Origin of the sequence: Burkholderia sp. MSh2 (assembly GCF_000731655.1) — a bacterium.
Taxonomy (GTDB): domain Bacteria; phylum Pseudomonadota; class Gammaproteobacteria; order Burkholderiales; family Burkholderiaceae; genus Burkholderia; species Burkholderia paludis.
Map to the genome: position 1 here is coordinate 74,893 of NZ_JPGM01000009.1, position 19,582 is coordinate 94,474.

The 19,582-nt window shown below is 69.1% G+C and carries 16 protein-coding genes; 5 read left to right on the forward strand and 11 right to left on the reverse strand.

From position 1 onward, the window contains the following. Positions 1–83: 83 nt before the first annotated feature. Positions 84–857: a class I SAM-dependent methyltransferase gene (locus GQ57_RS07670; protein ID WP_052001152.1), complete on the reverse strand. Its 774-nt coding sequence runs from the start codon at positions 855–857 to the stop codon at positions 84–86. Positions 858–913: 56 nt separating this feature from the next. Here GQ57_RS07670 and GQ57_RS41435 point away from each other — a divergent pair, with 56 nt between their 5' ends. The 3 genes from GQ57_RS41435 to GQ57_RS07685 all read left to right on the forward strand — a co-directional run bounded on the left by GQ57_RS41435 (position 914) and on the right by GQ57_RS07685 (position 3,847). After that, positions 914–1,471, forward strand: a complete 558-nt coding sequence (locus GQ57_RS41435; protein ID WP_152601684.1) for a hypothetical protein — start codon at positions 914–916, stop codon at positions 1,469–1,471. Positions 1,472–1,598: 127 nt separating this feature from the next. Continuing rightward, positions 1,599–3,002, forward strand: a complete 1,404-nt coding sequence (locus GQ57_RS07680; protein ID WP_034197543.1) for an MFS transporter — start codon at positions 1,599–1,601, stop codon at positions 3,000–3,002. 167 nt (positions 3,003–3,169) lie between these two features. Then, positions 3,170–3,847: a TetR/AcrR family transcriptional regulator gene (locus tag GQ57_RS07685; protein WP_052001156.1), complete on the forward strand. Its 678-nt coding sequence runs from the start codon at positions 3,170–3,172 to the stop codon at positions 3,845–3,847. Between the two features lie 74 nt (positions 3,848–3,921). Here the strand turns inward: GQ57_RS07685 and GQ57_RS07690 are convergent, their stop codons facing one another. The 5 genes from GQ57_RS07690 to GQ57_RS07710 form a co-directional block, all read right to left on the reverse strand. Next, the gene (locus GQ57_RS07690) at positions 3,922–5,424 is read right to left on the reverse strand and encodes a DHA2 family efflux MFS transporter permease subunit (protein WP_034197545.1); all 1,503 of its coding nucleotides are present in this window, start codon (positions 5,422–5,424) and stop codon (positions 3,922–3,924) included. A gap of 103 nt (positions 5,425–5,527) precedes the next feature. After that, positions 5,528–6,979, reverse strand: coding sequence for an MmgE/PrpD family protein (locus GQ57_RS07695; protein WP_235215037.1), 1,452 nt, complete (start codon positions 6,977–6,979; stop codon positions 5,528–5,530). Continuing rightward, positions 6,921–7,724 (reverse strand): ABC transporter ATP-binding protein, encoded by an 804-nt coding sequence (locus GQ57_RS07700; RefSeq protein ID WP_052001158.1) that lies wholly within the window; start codon positions 7,722–7,724, stop codon positions 6,921–6,923. The genes GQ57_RS07695 and GQ57_RS07700 overlap by 59 nt, the downstream gene beginning before the upstream one ends. Continuing rightward, entirely contained in the window at positions 7,724–8,833 is a 1,110-nt protein-coding gene (locus tag GQ57_RS07705) for a FecCD family ABC transporter permease (RefSeq protein ID WP_081896614.1), read from the reverse strand. The genes GQ57_RS07700 and GQ57_RS07705 overlap by 1 nt, the downstream gene beginning before the upstream one ends. Position 8,834: 1 nt before the next feature. After that, a complete protein-coding gene (locus GQ57_RS07710) occupies positions 8,835–10,997 on the reverse strand; it encodes a TonB-dependent siderophore receptor (RefSeq protein WP_235215038.1) in 2,163 nt (720 codons plus the stop codon). A gap of 537 nt (positions 10,998–11,534) precedes the next feature. Here GQ57_RS07710 and GQ57_RS07715 point away from each other — a divergent pair. After that, entirely contained in the window at positions 11,535–12,683 is a 1,149-nt protein-coding gene (locus GQ57_RS07715) for an ABC transporter substrate-binding protein (RefSeq protein WP_052001160.1), read from the forward strand. Positions 12,684–12,766: 83 nt separating this feature from the next. Here the strand turns inward: GQ57_RS07715 and GQ57_RS07720 are convergent, their stop codons facing one another. Together GQ57_RS07720 and GQ57_RS41440 are read right to left on the reverse strand one after the other, a co-directional pair. Then, entirely contained in the window at positions 12,767–13,180 is a 414-nt protein-coding gene (locus tag GQ57_RS07720; RefSeq protein ID WP_031398099.1) for a DoxX family protein, read from the reverse strand. Positions 13,181–13,391: 211 nt separating this feature from the next. Continuing rightward, positions 13,392–13,850, reverse strand: a complete 459-nt coding sequence (locus GQ57_RS41440; protein WP_152603214.1) for a hypothetical protein — start codon at positions 13,848–13,850, stop codon at positions 13,392–13,394. A gap of 382 nt (positions 13,851–14,232) precedes the next feature. Between GQ57_RS41440 and fliD the strand changes: the two genes are divergently transcribed. After that, a complete protein-coding gene (fliD, locus tag GQ57_RS07725) occupies positions 14,233–15,735 on the forward strand; it encodes a flagellar filament capping protein FliD (RefSeq protein WP_031398098.1) in 1,503 nt (500 codons plus the stop codon). A gap of 191 nt (positions 15,736–15,926) precedes the next feature. On the opposite strand, the gene GQ57_RS07730 is transcribed toward fliD, so the two are convergent. The 3 genes from GQ57_RS07730 to GQ57_RS07745 all read right to left on the reverse strand — a co-directional run bounded on the left by GQ57_RS07730 (position 15,927) and on the right by GQ57_RS07745 (position 19,523). Further along, positions 15,927–16,571, reverse strand: coding sequence for a hypothetical protein (locus tag GQ57_RS07730; protein ID WP_031398097.1), 645 nt, complete (start codon positions 16,569–16,571; stop codon positions 15,927–15,929). 640 nt (positions 16,572–17,211) lie between these two features. Next, the gene (locus GQ57_RS07740) at positions 17,212–18,159 is read right to left on the reverse strand and encodes a dihydrodipicolinate synthase family protein (protein WP_034197548.1); all 948 of its coding nucleotides are present in this window, start codon (positions 18,157–18,159) and stop codon (positions 17,212–17,214) included. A 44-nt stretch (positions 18,160–18,203) separates the two neighbouring features. After that, positions 18,204–19,523 (reverse strand): MFS transporter, encoded by a 1,320-nt coding sequence (locus GQ57_RS07745; protein ID WP_031398095.1) that lies wholly within the window; start codon positions 19,521–19,523, stop codon positions 18,204–18,206. Between the last annotated feature and the right edge of the window lie 59 nt (positions 19,524–19,582).

The window sequence follows — 19,582 nt, forward strand, 5'->3', positions numbered from 1 at the left end:
CAACCTTGAAAGGGAACGGGACTCTCCGGAGCCTATCGCATCTTTCCTGCGCGGCCCACCGTCGCGGGCCGCGCCGCGGCCGGCTACTTCCGCGCCGAAATGGCGTACATGCGGCCGGCGGCCCTGTCGTGATCCACGACGAAGCCGATCCGCTGCAACGCGGCGACCTGAGTCGCGGGCGACAGGCGCAGCTTCCGGTAGCTGCTCTTGTGAAGCACCCAGCCCGCGTCTTCGCGGACATGGATCAGGTCGGTGACCACGACGCCGTCGGGTTCGTAGTCGAGCACGCACGTCATGATGCGCGTGTCGTCGGCCCGAACGGGTATGAAACGCTCCAGCCCCGCCAGCTCCCGCGAGAGGTCGCGAAACGTCAGGACCAGGCGCCCGCCCGGCTTCAGCGCATCGTAGGCGTCGCGGTACAGCGCCAGGACATCCTCGTGCCGCTCCAGATGCGTCAGCGTATCGCCCATGCAGACGATCGCACCGGCCGAGCCGCGCTCGACCAGCGCGGGCAGGTCGCGCAGATCGGACAGGACGGGTTCGACGCGATCGCCCGGCGCGGCCGCGGCCAGTTCCGCGAGCAGATCCCGGCTGGTGTCGACGGCGATCACGCGCTCGTAGCCGAGCGTCAGGAGCGCGACCGACTGATATCCCGGCCCGCACCCCAGGTCGACGGCGATGCCCGCCGGTTCCGCGCCCAGGCCCAGCGCCGCCAGCAGCGCCGCCTGCTCGGCCGCCTTGTCGGCCAGGGTCGCCCCCTGCATCCACGAATAATGGGCGGCCAGCAGGCCGTCGTAGTGGCGCGTCACCGGGTTCACGGTACGGCCTTCGGCGTTGTCGTCAATTGAATGGTTCATCCTGAACTCGCGTTGTCCCCGGAAGGTACGTCGTGTATTCCTGCACGGGACGGTCGATGCCCCGTCCGCCGTTCGAAGCCTGCCCGCGCGCCACGCCGCGGGTCGACCGATGCCGGCCGACGGACGTCTCCCGTCGCGGCCCGCGATCGCCGATCAGGGAATGTAGCCCGGATCGGCATTGCAATGGCGCAAAGCCGCTTTGCGCCGTCCGGCATTTCGCCGGAACGCGTTGCTCGCGAGAATGCGGCGGTTGCCGGCCATTCGTCGCCGCGTCGGCGGCCCACGCCCATGACCTCTCTCCCCCCTCGACGGCCACGCGTCACGTCGCGTGGCTCGATCCCACGCTCGTCTTCCGGATGGCCGTATGCGCCGGCGGCGCCGTCGCCGACAACGACTACAACCGGCCGCTGCTGCCCGAGATCGCGCACGCCTTCGGCGCGCAGGCGCTGACGCTTGCGGTCGGCTTCGTCGCCAGCGCAACGCAGATCGGCGATGCGATCGGCCTGTTCTGCATCGCCCCGCTCGGCGACCGGTTCGAGCGCAAGCGCCTGACGCTCGCGCCTTACGTCGGCCTCGGCTTGCACGCGCTGTACTCCGGCGCGCATTCCCTATAATATCCAATCGACCGACCGACGGTCAATTCAATCCGCACCCGTCGCCCGCACCGCTCACGCCTGCCGACTTCCCGATGAATGCCTGCCCGTATCGCCCGACCCGCCGCCCGTCTCCGTCGAGGCGCGCATGAAGAACCGGCGGCGCTATCTGCTCGCCCTGCTGGTCGCGGGCTTCATGACGATCTTCGATCTCTTCGTGGTGAACGTCGCCATCGTCAATATCGAACGCACGCTGCATGCGAGCTACCTCCAGCTCACGCTGATCATCGTGGCCTACGAGTTGTCGTTCGGCATTTTCCTGATCCCGGGCGGACGGCTCGGCGACCTGTGGGGGCGCCGCGGCGCGTACCGGATCGGCATGCTGCTGTTCACGCTCGCATCGGTCGCCTGCGGGCTGGCGGTCGACGCCGGCATGCTGATCGCTGCCCGCTTCCTGCAGGGCATGTCCGCCGCGCTCCTGTTTCCGCAGGTCTACGCCAGCATCCGCGCGGATCTCGACGGCGCGGAAGCACGCAAGGCCTACGGCTACCTCGGCATGGCGCTCGGGCTCGCGGCCGTCGCGGGCCAGGTACTGGGCGGCCTGCTGATCTCGATCGACTTCCTCGACCTGCAATGGCGCACCATCTTCTTCGTCAACGTCCCGGTCGGCGTCGCGGCGCTGTGCCTGTCCGGCCCGCTGAACGCCGCCCGGGTCCGGCCGGCGCAATCGCTGGACTGGCTCGGCATTGCACTGTCGAGCGTCGGGATTTCCGTGTCGCTGCTCCCGCTGCTGATGATCTCGGCATGGGGCTGGGGGATCCGGAGCAGTGCGCTGCTGCTGGCGGGCGGGCTCGTCCTGTACTGCTTCGCCCGTCACGAGCGCCGCTACGCGCGCAGCGGCCGCGCGCCGCTGGTGGACATGGCGCTGCTGCGCGACCGGCCGTTCCTGAAGGGATCGCTGCTGGTGATGTGCCTCTATGCGACCGCGGGCTCGTTCACGCTCGTGTTCTCGATTCTGCTGCAGTCCGGCCTGCGCATGAGCCCGCTGCAGGCCGGCATGACCTACGTCGCCACCAGCATCGGCTTTTCGCTGTCCTCCGTGCTGATGCCGAAGCTGATCGGCCGCCACGGCGCCCGGCTCGTCTTTCTCGGCGCGGCGCTGTATGCGGCGAGCTTCGTCCTGTTGACGATCGTGGTGCTGCATGCGCCGATCCGCACGCGCCCGGGCCTGCTCGTGCCCGCCCTGTTCGCGCTGGGGCTCACGCAAGGCATGGTCATGACGCCGCTCCTGAACATCGTGATGGCCAACGTGCGCGACGCGTTCGCGGGCATGGCGGCCGGCGTGCTCGCCACGTTGCAGCAGGTGGGCGCCGCGTTCGGCGTGACCGCGGTGAGCACGATCATGCAGGTCGCGCTCGGGACGCTGTCGGGCCACGGGCCGTTTCTCCCGCTTCGGAACGCGTTCGCCTGCAGCATGCTGTTCAATGTCGCGGCGGCCGCGCTCGCCGGCGTCCTGCTGCGCTCGCTGCCGGCGCAGGCGCAGCGCGCCTGAGGCAGCGGCCCGGCGAGGCCGGGCGGGTGCGCCGCAGCGGCGCGCGGGCGGCCGGCGGCGCGGGTTTTCATGCACAATGCGTCACCGGCGCGACGGCGACGCCATGGGCGCGAACCGGCTCATGACCTAGACTGCTACCTTTTTCAGGCACGCTTCCGAACTGCAAGATGAGAAACAAGACCCCCCCGCGCCAGCACGGACCGCACAAGACGCCGCGTACCAAGCCAGCCGAGGTCCGCCTGGACGAACTGATGGCGGCTGCGGAGAAGCTGTTCCTGGAGCAAGGCGTCGAGGCCACGACGATCAACGAGATCGTCGAGCTGGCCCAGGTCGCCAAGGGCACGTTCTACCACTACTTCACGTCCAAGAACGAGCTGCTGGAAGCCATGGGGCAGCGCTACACCGCGCAGTTCCTCGCGCGTCTGAAGCTTGCCGTCGACGCGTGCGCCGACGACGACTGGCTGGACAAGCTGCGCACCTGGATCCGCACCAGCATCGAGGCCTACGTCGACACGTATCGCACGCACGACATCGTCTATACCAACCATCATCATCACGACCGCAACAATCCCGAGAAGAACGCGATCCTCGACCAGTTGCAGGCCATTCTCGAAGGCGGCACGCACGCGCAGACATGGACGCTCGCGCAGCCGCGCATCACCGCGCTGCTGATCTATGCGGGCGTGCACGGCGCCACCGACGAAGCGATCGTGGGCCGGACGACCGATCGCGCCGGATTCGCCCGCGACGTCATCGCGGTCTGCCTGCGCATGGTCGGCGTGACGGACGACAGCCCGCCGCCCGCACCGCGCCGCCGCGCGCGCCAGCCGGCCGGCCGCGCCTGAGCGCCCGCGCCGTTCGTTGACGCGCCCCCGGGCGCGGGCGGCCCCGCAGCCGCCCCGTCGCCCGCGACCGGCCGTTACCGGCCCGCCGGCACACGCGCCGCTGCCCGCCGTGCGACGGGAAAGTACAGCAACACGCACGCGATCGACACGCACACCGCGCCCGCGCACGCCATGGCCAGCCCGAAGCCGCCGGCCATCGCCGACCGGTAGAGCCCGGCGAGCCCCGCCTGCGGCGCGGACAACACGTGGTCCAGCACCGCGCGCCGCGCGAGCCCCGCGGGATCGGGCGCGCCCGCCGCCGCCGCCGACGCGGTCAGTTCGCGCACCGCGCGCACGCTCATCACGCTGCCCAGCAGCGCGATCCCCAGCGTCATGCCGGTCTGCCGCAGCGCGTTCATCGTGGCCGACGCCATGCCCGAGGACTCCGCGGGCGCCAGCCCCATGACCGTCATGCCGGTCGCGGGCACCGCGAGCCCCATCCCGAGGCCCAGGACGGCCAGCACCATCCCGATCGCGGCGGCGGGCGTCCAGGGCGTGAAGGACGCCATCGCGCACATCGCCATCCCGACCAGCCCGTAGCCCGCCGCCATCAGCCACTTCAGCGACACGCGGGCGGCCAGCCGTCCGAACGACAGCGACGTCGCGGCCATCACGACGAACTGCGGCATGAGCTGCCATCCGGCAAGCGCCGGCGTGCTGCCGCGCGCCTGCTGGAGATAGAGCGACAGGAAGAACAGGCTGCCGTACGCCGAGAAGCCGAGCGCGAACGACGCCACGTTCGCCAGCGCGAGCGCGCGATCGCGAAACAGATGCACCGGAAACAGCGGGCGGCGCACCCGCGTTTCGACCCAGACGAACGCGACGAAGCCGGCCAGCGCGATGCTCAGCGGCACCATCACCTTGCCGGGCGACGCGCCGTGTTCGCCGATCTCGATCAGGCCGTAGCTGAGCATGCCCAGCCACACCATGCTGAGCGCCTGCCCCGCCGGATCGAACGCCGCATGGTCCGGGTGCTTGCGCTCCGGGATCCCCCACGCGCCGAGCAAGGCCGCGACGATCCCGAGGGGGACGTTCACGAGAAACACGCACTCCCAGCCGACGTGCTCGACCAGCAGCCCGCCGAGCAGCGGCCCCGCAATCAGCGCGAGCGCATTGAACGCCGACCATCCGCCGATGGCGCGGGCGCGCCGGCGCGGGTCCGGAAACGCGTGCGTGAGGATCGGCATCGCGCCCGGGATCAGCAGCGCGCCGGCAACACCCTGGATCGCACGCCCCCACAGCAGCGTGTCGAGGCCGCTTGCCGCCGCGCAGGCGATCGATCCGGCCACGAACAGCAGCACGCTGCCGAGCCATACCCGCTTGTGTCCGTAGCGATCGCCGAGCGGGCCCGCCGACAGCATCACGGCCGACAGCGCGATCGCATAGACGTTGACGACCCATTGCAGCCCCGCCAGATCGGCATGCAACGCCGACTGCAGGGTCGGCAGCGCGACGTTCACGATGCTGATGTCGAGAGAGGCGAGAAACGTTCCCAGATAGGCCGCGGCCACCAGGGCATGAAGACGATATCGGTACATGTCGGTCCCGGTCGGAAAAGGTGCTGCGTTCAACCTTCGTTCATCACATGCCGCGCCACCGACCGACCATCGGTCAATGACGCGGCACAAAAAAAGCGGCGCGTCATTCGCCGCAGGCCATCGCGCGCACCAGCGCATCGACGCTCGGCGCATGCGCCAGCACGTCGACCGCTGCCGCGATCTCCCTCTGCCCCTTCCGGAACCCGGCGCACGCCGATTGCGTGCAGCAGGTCCGGAACTTGTCGAGCAACTCCGCGGCTTCCAGCGGATGCTCCGGCCAGCCCTTCCCGTACGCGGCGTCGACGGTGAAGGGCGCGCCGTGCGGCCCCGCGACGATCACGCGGCATTGGTCGAAGCGCTCGAAATCCGGCCGCTCCACCAGCTCGATGCGCTGCGCGAGCGCGACGACCGCCGCGTCGCGCGCGGCATCCGCATCGAATTCGCGGGGCGTCGCCCGCCCGCGCAGCAGCGCGTTGGCGGCGACGTAGCGTGCGCTGAACTGCGCGTCGATCTGCGCCGTGGCCGACGGCGCGTAAGGCGCGCCGCACACCATGCGCATCGTGGGCGAAGCCTCGATGCGGATCGTGCAGGCGTCGAGCGGCAGCCGCAGCACGGCCTCCCTCGCGGCCAGCAGCGTCTCGGTCAACGCGAGCAGGATGCTGCAGTGGGGGTAGGCCTTGAAGCAGGTTTCGCCGCGCCCGAGGAAGCGGATTCCCAGGTCCGCGTCGAGCAACGACAGATCGGGCTCGCCCGGCGCATAGAGGTTGAAGAAACCGTTTTCGCCGGCGAGTATCCGGCGCGGCCCGGTCACGCCGGCCTGCGCCAGCATGACCGCCTCGATCGCGTGGCGCGCGACGAACCCCTGCCCGAAGCGCACGGCCAGCACCTTGTCCTGGTAATGCTGGAACGTGCCGATGCCGAAATCGAACGCGAGCCCCAGCGCGTCGACGTAGCGTTCGGCCGGCAGCCGCAGCAGCCGCGCCGCGATGACCGCGCCCGAGAACAGGCCGAGCACGTTGGAGTCGAACCCGCGATAGAAGAAGCCGTTGGCCTGCGCGGCGCGATTGATGCGCAGGCCGATATCCTGGCCCACCGCCAGCGCCGCCAGCATCTCCCGCCCGCTGGCGCCGGTCAGCTCCGCCATGGCGAACGCCACCGGCAGGTCGGACGAACCCGGGTGCCAGCCCGGCGACACGACGTCGCAATAATCCAGCGCGCGCGCACGCACCGCGTTGACGAAGGCGGCCTGGCCGGCGGCCAGCCGCAGGTCGGAGCCGAGCACGCTCGCCTCCCGGCAGCCGCTGTAGCGCTGCGCGAACGTAATGGCCTGCGGCACGCCGGCCGCATCGTAGCCGGCGGCCACGCAGGCCAGATGATCCAGAAGGCGCAGGCGCTGGAACGCGATCGCGTCCGGCGGGACATCCGCGGCCGCGATCGACGAAGCGGCGCTCGCGAGCGCGTGGACAGGGTCGGCATGAATCATGTCGGAATCCTCTCTATGACAGGTGAATGGATGGCGGGGCAGCGTCGCCGTACGGGCCGTCGACGACGACATGCAGTTGCCCCTCGGAGCAAGGTTCGATGCGGGCCCGCACGCCGTAGACCTGCGCCAGCAGCGCGGGCGTGATGACGTCCCGCGGCGCACCGGACGCCAGGACGCGCCCCGCGTGCAGCACGGCGACGTGGTCGGCGAATCGCAGCGTGTGGTTCAGGTCGTGACTGGCCATCAGCACGCACAGCCCGTGCTCGTGTGCGAGCGAGCGCAGCAGCGCCAGCAGCTCGAACTGGCGCTGCAGATCGAGCGCGCTGGTGGGTTCGTCCAGCAGCAGGATGCGCGGCGCGCGAATCAGCGCCTGGGCGATCGACACCAGTTGGCGCTGCCCGCCGCTGAGCGTGCGCAGCTCGCAGCCCGCCAGCGCGTCGATCCGCAGCCGGCGCAGCAGCGCGGCCACCGCGTCCAGCTCGTCCGCGGCGATGCGCCAGCCGCCCTGCTGCCGGCACGCGACCAGCATGACCTCGAGCACCCGCAACGCGGCGCCGGCGAAGATGTCCTGCGGAACGAACGCCGGGCGGTTCGGATGCCGGGGCGGCCAGCTCGCCACCGGGCGGCCGTCGACTTCGATCGCGCCGCGACCGTCGAGCGCGCCCGCGATGCGCCTCAGCAGCGTGGATTTGCCCGCGGCGTTGGCGCCGAGCAGCACGGTCAGGCTGCCGGCGGGCAACGGGCCGAGGTCGACCTGCTCGAGCACGGTGCGCCCGTCAAGCGTCGCGTCGACCTTCTCGATGCGCAGCAACGCCATCACCGCCTCCCGTTGCGCACGATCAGCGCGAAGAACAGCGGCACGCCCACCAGCGACGTGACGATGCCGATCGGCACCGTCTGCCCGGCCAGCACCACCTTGCTGGCCACCGACGCCGCCGACAGCAGCGCGGCCCCGCACAGTGCGGCGGCCGGCAGCAGGAAGCGCTGGTCCTCGCCCACCAGCATGCGCGCGACGTGCGGCCCGATCAGGCCGACGAAGCCGATGGCGCCGACGAACGCGACGCAGACGGACGCCAGGAAACTGCTCAGTACGATGGTCCGCAAGCGCAGCCGCGCGACCGGAATGCCCAGCGCGCCGGCGCGGGCGTCGCCGAGGCGCAGCGCCGTCAGCGCCCAGGCGTTGCGCATGAAGGCGACGAAGGTCAGCAGCAGCGCGCCGGCCATGATGGCGACCCGGATGCCGTCGGTACGGGCGAGGCTGCCCATGCTCCAGAACACGACGGCCGCGAGCGCCTGGTCCGGCGCCACGTACTGCAGCCCCTGGAGCAGCGCCGTGAACGCAAACACCAGCGTGGTCCCCAGCAGGACGATCAGCTCGCTGCTCATGCCGCGCCAGCGCGTCACGCGATCGATCAGCAAGACCGCGCCCATGGCCACCGCGAACGCATTGACCGGGATTGCATACGGGACCCACGCGGCCGGCAGCACGCTGACGCCCAGCACCAGCCCGAGCGCCGCGCCGAAGCTGGCCGCCGCCGACACCCCGAGCGTAAACGGGCTCGCCAGCGGATTGTTCAGCACGGTCTGCATCTGCACGCCGGCGACGGACAGGCTCGCGCCGACCACCAGCGCCGTCAGCGCCGCCGGCATGCGGATGTCGCGCACCACCACCCGCACGGCGTCACCGGCATCCGCGCGCCAGAGCGACGCAAGCACGTCGAGCGCCGGGTAATGCGCCGGCCCCACCGCCAGATCGGCGGCGCAGCACAGCAGCGCCAGCAGGGCCAGCAGCACGAGCCGCAGCAGGCGGCGGCGCACCAGGCCCGCGTACAGCTGCCGCACACCGGGCGCGGGCCGGGCCGCGTCCGGGTCGCTTGCCGGCCGGCTGCCGTCGGGATTCGCGGGAACCGCTTGCGTGTGCGCCATGTCACCACCGGTACGAAAGCGTTGCGTTGACGACCCGGTCCTGTCCGATGAAGCAGTACATTTCCGACGTGCAACTCGCCACGTAGGAGCGGTTGGCCAGATTGCTCACGTTGAGCGAGAGCGTCGCGTCGCGCCCGATCAGGCGGCCGAGATCGTAGCTGGCGGCCAGGTCGAACAGCGTGGCCGACGGGACGCTGAACGTATTGCGCGGATTGCCCCAGGTCGCGCCGAGATGGCGCACGCCGCCGCCGATGCGCAGCCCGGCGAGCGTGCCGCGGAAACCGTAGTCAAGCCACGCGCTGGCGGAATGGCGCGGGGTCCCCGCGGGCGTCTTGCCTTGATAGAGCGAATCCCTGACCAGGCTGCTGTCGAGATAGGTATAGCCGGCGATCAGGTTCAGGTCGCGCGTCAGCCGGGTGACCGCCTGCAGGTCCACCCCGCGCGCCCGCAGTTCGCCCGCCTGCGTCCAGTAGCCGAGGTGCAGCGTGTCGCTCGACCTGACGTTCGTCTGGTTGATCTGGAACAGCGCGACGGTCAGCAGCGTCGCGCTGCCCGGCGGGTGGTACTTCACGCCCACTTCCACCTGCTTCGCCTCCACCGGCACGAAGGCGTTGCCCTTGTAGTCGACGCCCAGTTGCGGATCGAACGACGTCGCGTAACTCGCGTAGGGCGCCACGCCGTTCCCGAACACGTAGCCGAGCCCGACGCGCCCCGTCCACCGGCTGTTTTCCTGCCTGCCCGACTTCCAGACCGGCGAGTAGCTGCGCGACGTATCGTCGGTGCGCGAGCGGTCGTACCGGCCGCCGAGCGTCAGCCGCCAGCCGCCGTATGCGATCTGGTCCTGCGCGTAGACGCCGATGCGCTGGAAATCCTGCCGCACGTTGTACGGCCAGTTGAGCTGGCTGTCGCTGAAATCCGGCGTCGCGTGCGGCCGATAGTGGACCGGATCGTACGGATCGAACGGTACCGGCGCCATCCGGTAGGAATCGCTGGTCAACCGCCCCTTCGCGTAATCGACGCCCATCAGCAACCGATGGGCGAGCGCGCCCGTGCGCACCGTGCCCGCCACGTTGTTGTCGAACTGGAACGTATGCGAGCTGGCCGGCGCGAGGCCGTAGGTGCCCTCCAGCCACAGATGCCCGCCCCGGTCCCGATACCCGTAGATCGACGTGCGCCGGATGTCCGAGTTGACGTACATGTAGCGCAGGTTGCTGTTGAACTGCCAGCCGTCGCCCAGCCGGTACGTCAGCAGCGAGCTGACCGAGTCCTGCTTGCGCGACGACCCCTCGAAATCCATGTCGGTGTAGTTCCGGTTGCGCGGCACCTGCGGGTAGCGGCTGCCGTTCAACCCGAGCGCGGTCGCGGGCAGGCTGTTGTAGTCCGGCATCTCCGGCTCGCGCACGTGCGTCGCCAGCACGGTCCACGACAACCGGTCGTTCGGGCGCCAGGTCAGCGCGGGCGCGAGATAGACACGCTTGTGGCGCACGTCCTCCACCTGCCCGCCGTCGCTCAGGCCGGTGCCGGTGAAGCGGTACAGGAGCGTGCGCCCGGCGTTCAGCGGGCCCGTGCTGTCGACGCCGATCTGCCGGTGCCCGTAGCTGCCCGCCTGCAGCACGATCTCGTGCTCGGCGTCGCGCTGCGGCCGGCGGCTGACCTGATCGATCACGCCGCCGCCGGTACCCTGCCCGTACAGCGCGGAGGCCGGCCCGCGCAGCACTTCGATGCGCTCCAGCGTGTAGGGGTCGATCTGCGGCGTCCAGGTCGACGTGTTGCTGATGACACGCAGCCCGTCCAGGTAGTAGTCCGCATCGATTCCGCGGATGCGCGTGAGGTCGAGGTGCGTTCCGAAGCCGCCGTAGCTTTCGCTGTTGACGCCGGCGGCGTAACGCAGCGCCTGGCTTGCGCTGCCCGGCTGCTGCTCGTCCATCAGCCGGCGCGTCACCACGGACACCGATTGCGGCGTGTCCAGCACGGACGTCGGCGCCTTGCCGCCGATGCTGGACGTTTCCGCCACGTAGCCCCGCTCGGGCCCGCTGCCGTCCGTCACGCGCTGCCCCGTCACGGCGACGGCCGGCAGGGTGGCGGCCTCCTCCTTGTCCCGGATCGGCGCGGCCGCCGCGCCGGTTCCCGCCTCCGCGTCGGCCTGCGCCCAGGCGCCGGTCACGCCGGTGCAGGAAGCCAGCGCCAGCGACAGCGCGAAACCGTGGTGCGAGAGGGCCCGGCGGCCGGGCCGGGCGCGTCCGCCCGGCGGACAGGATCGGATTCGGAAATGACGTTGCATGGGTTCGGGTGTGGTGTCGAATCAAAGGATCGTTCGTGACGGACGGCGACGCAGCCGGGCATCGATGCCGCCTGCCGGCGCGCCGCCTCAACGGGACGCGCCGGGCTGCGCCCCCCTTCGCACGACCGCGGAAGCGAAGGAGACGGCCGGAATTTTCATCGACCGACCGCCGGTCGATGTGAATGATAACCATTTTTATTTACGGCGCAAGAGGCAACCGTGCATTTTTCGGAACGAGAGAAAGTCATTTGACCGACCGACGGTCAATGTGTGATGATTCGCCCCGCTTCACGCGCACCCATGCGCGGCGAGGCCGGGCCGGCGCATCGACCGGCCGCGTCCCGCATGCGATGCGCGTCCACCGGAGGCTGCCGGACGACCGTGGCATCGCGCGCCGGCCCATTGTCGGGAGACGAGAACTTGACTCACCCTTCCCCGCCGCGCCGCACGCTGCTGCACGGCCTGCTTGCGTCGGCGCTGCTGGTGTCCGTTCCCGCGGCACACGCCGCCGCCGGACGTACCGTCATCGAGGACATCGCCGTGCGCACCATCGCCATGCGGCGCCCGGTGCGCCGCCTGCTGCTGGGCGACGGCGCACTGGCGTACGTGTTGCCGTTGCTGCGTCCGAACGCGCCGTTCCAGGATGTCGTCGGCTGGGGCGAAAACTTCCGCAACGCCGATCTCGACGGCTACCGTGCGTATCTGCGGCGCTTTCCGGAAATAGGCAGCATTCCTGCATTTCCGGGCGGCACGCCGGAGACGCTGAGTGCGGAGCAGGCGATCGCACTCGCGCCCGATGCGGTGCTGCTGAACCTGAGCTCGCGCGCGGCCGCCGCATCGTCGGGGCTGGAAACGCACCTGGCGCGCGCAGGGATTCCCGTCATCTACCTGGATTTCCGCACGCCGCTGTCGGCCAGCACGGCGCGCAGCGTCGAAATCGTCGGCGAACTGCTGGGATGCGAGGCGCGCGCACACGAATTCCTCGCGTTTCGCGACACGCAGATACGGCGGGTGACGGAGCCGGTTCGAACGATCGCATCCCGGCCGCTCGTCATGCTCGAGCGAGCGGCCGGCCTGTACGGCGATTGCTGCCTCAGCTACGGCCACGGCAACTTCGGCGCACTCGTCGACGCCGCCGGCGGCGAGAACCTCGGCGACCGGTTCCTGCAACGGCGCTTCGGCGCGCTGCATCCGGAACAGGTCGTCGCGTCCGGGCCGGACGTCGTGATCGTCACCGGGGCCAACTGGTCGCGCTATTCGCCCGCGGGAGACTGGGTCAAGCTCGGGCCGGGCGCGAACCTCGCCGAGAGCCGCAACCGTCTCCGGCGGCTCATGACACGCCCCGGCTACCGCACCTTGCGCGCGGTCGCCGCCGGGCGCGTGTACGCGATCTGGCATGCGTTCTACGACAACCCGTACGACTTCGTCGCGCTGCAATGCCTGGCCCGCTGGCTGCATCCGGAACGGTTCGCGGATCTCGACCCCGACGCCACGTTTCGCGAGCTGCACGAGCGGTTTCTGCCGGTGCCCTATCAACCCGGCTACTGGGTCGGCCTGGGCGCGGCGTAGTGCGCCATGCCCGCCGATACGAAAAAGGCCCGGCGCACTTTCATGCGCCGGGCCCCCGAGGCCGGACGGAAACGTCGCCGGCGTTACTTGCGGTCGAGCGAATACCGTCCCGGCCCCGTCAGCGCGAGCAACAGCAGTCCGCCGATGATGCTCACGTTCTTGTAGAAGTTGATCATCGCCATGTACTGCTCCATCCCTTGCAGCGCCCAGTAGCGATGGCCGATCAGCGCGGTCGCGAGCGTATAGGCGGCGAACACCACGGCGAGCGGGCGCGTGTAGAAGCCGACCGCGATCAGCAGGCCGCCGGCCAGCTCGACCGCCACCGCGATCACGGCGGCCAGCTCGGGCGCCGGGTTCCCCGTCGACGCCATGTACGCGACCGTGCCCGAGAAGCCGTTCAGCTTCTGCCAGCCGAACAGCACGAACAGGATCATCATCAGCACGCGAGCGGCCAGCAGCAGCTCGTCCTTCTTCGATTCCAGCGAAATGTAACGCATCGCAATCACCCTTGAATTGACGGTTTGGTGCATTCGCGGCCGATGCGCGCCGCATCGGCGCGCCAGGTCGGCAGCGAATCACGCGTCGCGCAATCGGACAGCAGGCCACATGGCCCGCCGCCGAAGAATCCATCCGTTCGCGCCTTCCCCTGCGCGCTCCGGATCGGTTCTGGCGAAGCACGGGTGCAGTCTACTGTCTCACCAGAAATCATCAATCCGTCAAAACATGATTGGCTGTCTCGCCAAAGTGGACAATTGGAGGCGACGAGTCCGGCAGGCAACGGCCGGCGGACCCTGCAAATTCCCCGGTTCCGTGTTTCAAGAAAATGAAATGCGCCGATTCTTTCGCGTAACCCGATTGAATCGGATTTACGATCGCCAATTGACGCAAATCGGCCGAGACATTGCATCGCTGCCGCCATTGCACAACCGGTTCGATATGCGAGTCGCGCAAGACCCGCTTCATTTCCGCAATTCGACCGGTATTGCAATGCGCGGCGTAATTGACTTCAGGTGAAGACACCCGGCCCGGATTCTGGCCCGAAAACAGGTATTGGAAAACGAAAGCGCTCGACGGGCAGGCACATGATGTCGAACGCAGCGGATATCGCCAGGCGCACAAGGGTTCCGGCGCAATGCCAGCCTGCCGGTGCGCGCTGCGCGCATTCACCGGCCGTCGCGGTCCCGAACGCTATCGAGCAGTACGGGCGGGAGATTCCCCCCATTTCCGCCCCCGGAAAATCTCCGATAGCGGCGGCGATCCCTGAATGGATTCAAAGGGGGCAGCGTGTTTACGGCAAAAAATCGCAAATCTTTAGCGTGTGTTGATTCACCGCGCTTCCGGCTACATTTTTCATAATAGCCATTACAAAAAATTACCAATTAATACCGGATTGATTATACGATAGCGCACGTTCTTACGTTTTCCCGACATTCCCGTGTACCCGGAACAAGTCGCAGCGGAGGCGGCACGCAGGCGAATCGCCGCGAGGCCGCCCGGATCGCCTCGACGGCCGCGCGCCACGGGATCGCATTTCAACCGGAGATCACCCATGGCAACGAATTCGGCTGTGAACACCAGCGCGACCGCAAACAGCCTGATGCAACAGGCGGCGCAATCGATCATCAACGGCTCGACCGGCAATTCGTCGATGGACGTCGGCACGCTCGTCAAGACGCTGGTGAACGCGAAGACGGCCGGCCGGGTCGCGGCGCTTGCGTCGTCGCAGGCCACCAGCTCGACGCAGATTTCCGCGTTCGGCGCACTGTCGTCGGCGCTGGGCGCGCTCGAGGCGAGCCTCACGTCGCTGAAGAACGGCGGCCTGCAGTCGACGTTCAACGCGACCGCAAGCGGCAAGGGCCTGACCGCCACGGCCGGCGTGGGCGCGGTCGCCGGCACCTACACGGTCGGCGTCACGCAGATCGCGACCTCGCAGGCCCTGGCTTCGTCGGGCTTCGACGGGAGCAAGGCGCTCGGCACCGGCACGCTGACGCTGTCGCTCGGCAACCAGTCCTTCAAGGTCGAGATCGGCAGCAACAACAACACGCTGTCGGGCATCGCGGCCGCGATCAACAACGCGTCGGACAACGCCGGGATCAGCGCGACGGTCATCAACGGCACCGACGGCGCCCACCTCGTGCTCGCCTCGACGAAGACGGGCTCGGCGAACGCGATCAACGTCGCGGTGGGCAACCTGTCCGGCGACAACGGGCTGTCGAGCCTCGGCGTCACGTCCAAGGCCGACACGTCCGGCGGCGCGTCGACGATCGAATCGGCCAACAGCGCGGCCGCATGGCGGCAGAGCACCGCCGCCCAGGACGCGAAGTTCACGCTCAACGGCATCGCATCGACCAGCGCGAGCAACGCGGTGTCGGGCGTGCTGAACGGCGTCACGCTGAACCTGTCGGCGGCCGCGGTCAGCGCCACCGATACGCAGACGCTGACGGTCAGCACCGATGCGAAGGCGCAGGCGTCGACCATCACGAATTTCGTGAACCTGTACAACACCGTCGTGAAGACGATGAGCACGCTGACGAGCTACACCGAAGGGGCCAGCTCGCAGGGCGCGCTGATCGGCGATTCGACGCTGAACACGATCCGCAACGCGCTCGCATCGACCGTCTCGGTCGGCGTCGCCAACGACGGCGGCAACGGTCACACGAACCTGATGTCGATCGGCATCTCGCTCGAGAAGGACGGCACGCTGAAGATCGACACCGCGAAGCTCGACAACGCGCTGGCCACCAACCAGTCGGGGGTCGCGCGCCTGTTCAACACGACGAACGGGATCGGCACGCGCATGGCCGAGCAGATCGCGCCGTTCACGAAGAAGGACGGGATGATCGATGTGCGCACGAAGGCGCTGAACGCCGACCTGAAGCGCGTCACGCAGCAGCAGGCGGATCTGGCCGACTACTCGTCGCAGCTGACCAAGCAATACCAGGCGCAATTCACGGCGCTCAATACGCTGATGGCCAAGATGAACTCGAACACGCAGTACCTGACGCGTCTGTTCGGCGGCGCCAACAGCAGCGGCACGCTGGCGAACAAGTAACACGAACGGGCCGCGCGATCCACGCATCGGCGGCCCCGCTCGGCGAATCGGCCGCCGCGCGCGGCATCCCGTCCGGCGCCGCCGGTCATGCCCGGCGGCACGCAGGCGCCCGCCGGGTTCGCAGCCCCCGTTCGCGCCAGCGCGGCAGGCTCTCCGCCTGCGGTTCGCCCGCCCTCGGGCGTGCCGTCCCGTCAGCCGAGCCCTTCCACACGATCGGCGAACAAATCGATCGCACGCGACACCTGACGCCCGAAATAGCTTGGCCGCTCGCGCTCGTAGGCGCGCAGCAGCGACGTGCATTCGCGCTCGGCCCAGCGCCACACGGGGCCCTGCTTCGCGAAGGCCGGATGGTCGTGCAATTCGGCCGGCACCGCGTGCTCGTCGTCCCAGCCCCAGAAGTACGCCCGGTACGCGCGGGCGAACGGCACCCCCAGATTGCTCGCGACGGTCTCGTCGTGACGCAGCGTAAAATCCACGATCTCCTTGCGCGTGAGGCCGCCAACCTCGTGACGCGCCTCGATCCAGCAGTGGTATCGCGCCAGGTGCGACAGATGGCGCGCCGTGCGACGCCGCTCGCGCGTCGTGCACAGCGCGTACAGGTTGCCCTCGCCGAAATCCAGCACTTCGCCCCCCGCGTACGGCCGGTAAGGCTTGCCGGTCAGCAGCGTCAGCACCTGCGCGCCGACGATCGCGTAGTCGGCGCACCGCATGTAGCCGCTGCGCGTCGTCGCGTCCGACACGCTCCGGTGAACGGCCTCGTCGATCACGGCGTGCAGCATGGCATCAACCGGCGTCGCCAGGATCGGCTGCGGGCTTGTCGTCGTCACTTGTTGCATGGGAAGCGGATGCGGAGTCAACGGTTCGTCGGTAAAAAACGCTGGGCGGCATAATATTACGAATCGTTACAAGAAACGACGGGGGGGATTGATCAGATTTGTGTGCTTTTGTCGTGCTGCGTACACATGCGCCGAATGGCCGGCAGCGGCGAATCGGAAGGGCATCGCACGACGGCCTTGCACGCACGGATCACGAGCGGCAGGCGGGGATGGGGAGCGTGGAGGGAAGGTGCTGCGTGTCGGCGGAGCGCCGGGTGTGCCGGGTGTGCCGGGTGTGCCGGGTGTACCGGGTGTACCGGGTGTACCGGGTGTACCGGGTGTACCGGGTGTACCGGGTGTACCGGGTGTACCGGGTGTACCGGGTGTACCGGGTGTACCGGGTGTACCGGGTGTACCGGGTGTACCGGGTGTACCGGGTGTACCGGGTGTACCGGGTGTACCGGGTGTGCCGGATGTGCCGGATGTGCCGGATGTGCCGGATGTGCCGGATGTGCCGGATGTGCCGGATGTGCCGGATGTGCCGGAACCGGCCTCCCGGCTGACCGCCCGTCAGGCCGTCAGCCGGACCCGACAGCGCGGTTGAAACAGGCAGCCGGCCGCCGCGCGCCGCGAGATCCCCGCGGCACGCGGCGAGCGTGACTTACCGTGCGGCAATGCGCCGGCGGAAATGCTCGGTGCCGGCCACGATCTTGTCGAGCACCGCATCGAGCGCCCAGAAGCGCTCGCGCACGTCGTAGTCGATCGCGCGGCAACGGATCGATGCGAAGGTGCCGATCCGCTGGTGATAGAGCTTCGCGAGCGCCGGGTACCCGAGCGCCTCCGACACCGCCGAAACGACCAGGAACGTCGAGAGTTCCTCGGCCAGCGCCGGATTCGTATGTGCGTGCGTGCGCAACCACCGGTAAAGATCCGGATGGAAGTTCGTGAACACGCCGTTGAAGCCGGCGGAACCCGCCTTCATCGCATCCCACGCAATCGCGGCGTTCGCGTTCAGGATCTTCAGCGGCGAGCCGTCGGCCAGCGCGACCCGCCGCTTCACCGTTTCCAGGTCGCAGCTCACGTCCTTGAGCATCACGAACCGGCCCGTGTCGATGCACGCACGCAGTTCGTCGTCTGACAGGAGCCGCCGGTACGGCGCCGGGCACTCGTACAGCCCGAGCGGCAGATCCGACGGCAGGCGCGCGAGCAGCCGGTGCAGATGGTCGAGCAACGCCGCACTGCCCCGCCGCTGCGGATCGAGGCGATTGGTCACGAGCACGACGGCCTGCGCGCCGGATTCGGCCGCCGCGCACAGCTCCGCGACCTGCGCATCGAGATCGTCGCTGACGTGCCCGGACGCAACGACGGGCACGCGTCCGGCCACCCGCCCGACCACGAAACGCGCGAGCGCCGCGCGCTCGGCCAGGCTCAGGAACTGCATCTCGCTCGATTGCGCGACCGCGAACAGCGCATCCGCGCCGTGCGCCAGATACCATTCGACGAGGCGTTCGAGCCCTGCGTAGTCGATCGCGCCGGCGTCGTCGAACGGCGTCAGCATGACCGGGACGATCCCCTCGATGGTCACGTCCGATTGCTGCGGGTGTTGCATCTGTTTCTCCTTCCTTCAGTGAATGCGGGGGGCGGGCCAGGCGCTCAGGCCGGCAATGGCCCGGGCGCGCCGTTCGCGGCCTGCTCGGGAATCGGCTTGCGCACCAGCAGCAGGTAGGCCATCGCGCCCGCGAACGCGATCGCCGCGGCCGTCAGCAGCGCCGGCACGAACGACCACGTCTGCGCAATGAGGCCCGTCAGGATCGGCGCGAGCGCGCCGCCGATGAAGCCGCCGAAATTCTGGATCGCGCCGAGCGACGCGACACGGCTCGGCGGCGCGGCCGCCGTCGCGAGCGCCCACGAGCAGGCCGATGCCGCGTTGGCAAGAAAGATCACGACCGAAATGCATGCGAGCGCAACCGTGTTGCTCTGCACGAGCGCGGCCGGGATCGTGAACGCAACCATGCCGAGCATCGCGACCACCACCGCATTGCGCCGGCTCACGACCGGCGAACGGCTGCGGCGCGTGACCAGATCCGACAGCCAGCCCGCCACCAGCGAGCCGACGAACCCGCACAGGAACGGCACCGACGCGGCAAAGCCGGTGCGGATCAGGCTCATGTGCCGCTCCATCGTCAGGTAGCCCGGCAGCCAGGTCAGGTACACCCAGTTCAGGTACACCGAGCCGAAATAGCCGATCAGCATCCCCCAGGTCGACCCGTGCGAGAACAGGCTGCGCCATTCGCCGAAGGTCAGCTTCGGCGCCGCGACCGCGGCGGGTGCGTCGGCGTCGAGATAGCTGCGCTCGGCCGCGGTCAGTTGCGCGCGCACCGGGTCGCGATACAGCGCAAACCAGACGAGCGCGACGACGAGCCCGGCCGCGCCGGTGACGATGAACGCCCAGCGCCAGTCGAACGACGCGACGAGGATCGACAGCAGCAACGGCGCGAGCGCGGTGCCGAGCGGCGATGCGGCATTGAAGATGCCGGTCGGCGTGCCGCGTGCGCGCAGCGGAAACCAGTTGCTCACCACGCGCGCGGCCGACGGGAACTGCGGCGCCTCGCCGATGCCGAGCACGATGCGCGCGACGATGAACCAGCCGAACGTCGACACGATGCCGCCCGCCGCCTGCGCGAACGACCACACGATCAGCCCGGCCCCGAGCAGCCGGCGCGGGCCGACCCGGTCGACCAGCCCGCCGACCGGGAACTGGCACAGCGCATAGCTCCACGAAAACGCCGACAGCAGCAGCCCCGTCTGCGCGAGCGACAGGCCGAGATCGCCCCGGATCGCCGCGCTTGCCACGGCCAGCGTGCCGCGATCGAGATAGTTGACGATGCCGCTCGCCATCAGCAGCGCGAGCGCGATGCGTTGCCCGCGCCGGATGCGCGGCGGTGCGTGCGGAACGGTTGCGTTGTCGTTCATTGCGTATGTCTCCATGTCACTGGTGTCGGCCGGTTCCGGCCAGTCCGTCTCGTGCGGAA

Excerpts from the sequence above, each read along its gene's own strand:
- GQ57_RS07670 (WP_052001152.1), bottom strand. The coding sequence starts at position 857 with ATGAACCATTCAATTGACGACAACGCCGAAGGCCGTACCGTGAACCCG.
- GQ57_RS41435 (WP_152601684.1), top strand. The coding sequence starts at position 914 with ATGCCCCGTCCGCCGTTCGAAGCCTGCCCGCGCGCCACGCCGCGGGTC.
- GQ57_RS07680 (WP_034197543.1), top strand. The coding sequence starts at position 1,599 with ATGAAGAACCGGCGGCGCTATCTGCTCGCCCTGCTGGTCGCGGGCTTC.
- GQ57_RS07685 (WP_052001156.1), top strand. The coding sequence starts at position 3,170 with ATGAGAAACAAGACCCCCCCGCGCCAGCACGGACCGCACAAGACGCCG.
- GQ57_RS07690 (WP_034197545.1), bottom strand. The coding sequence starts at position 5,424 with ATGTACCGATATCGTCTTCATGCCCTGGTGGCCGCGGCCTATCTGGGA.
- GQ57_RS07695 (WP_235215037.1), bottom strand. The coding sequence starts at position 6,979 with ATGTCGTCGTCGACGGCCCGTACGGCGACGCTGCCCCGCCATCCATTC.
- GQ57_RS07700 (WP_052001158.1), bottom strand. The coding sequence starts at position 7,724 with ATGGCGTTGCTGCGCATCGAGAAGGTCGACGCGACGCTTGACGGGCGC.
- GQ57_RS07705 (WP_081896614.1), bottom strand. The coding sequence starts at position 8,833 with ATGGCGCACACGCAAGCGGTTCCCGCGAATCCCGACGGCAGCCGGCCG.
- GQ57_RS07720 (WP_031398099.1), bottom strand. The coding sequence starts at position 13,180 with ATGCGTTACATTTCGCTGGAATCGAAGAAGGACGAGCTGCTGCTGGCC.
- fliD (WP_031398098.1), top strand. The coding sequence starts at position 14,233 with ATGGCAACGAATTCGGCTGTGAACACCAGCGCGACCGCAAACAGCCTG.
- GQ57_RS07730 (WP_031398097.1), bottom strand. The coding sequence starts at position 16,571 with ATGCAACAAGTGACGACGACAAGCCCGCAGCCGATCCTGGCGACGCCG.
- GQ57_RS07740 (WP_034197548.1), bottom strand. The coding sequence starts at position 18,159 with ATGCAACACCCGCAGCAATCGGACGTGACCATCGAGGGGATCGTCCCG.
- GQ57_RS07745 (WP_031398095.1), bottom strand. The coding sequence starts at position 19,523 with ATGAACGACAACGCAACCGTTCCGCACGCACCGCCGCGCATCCGGCGC.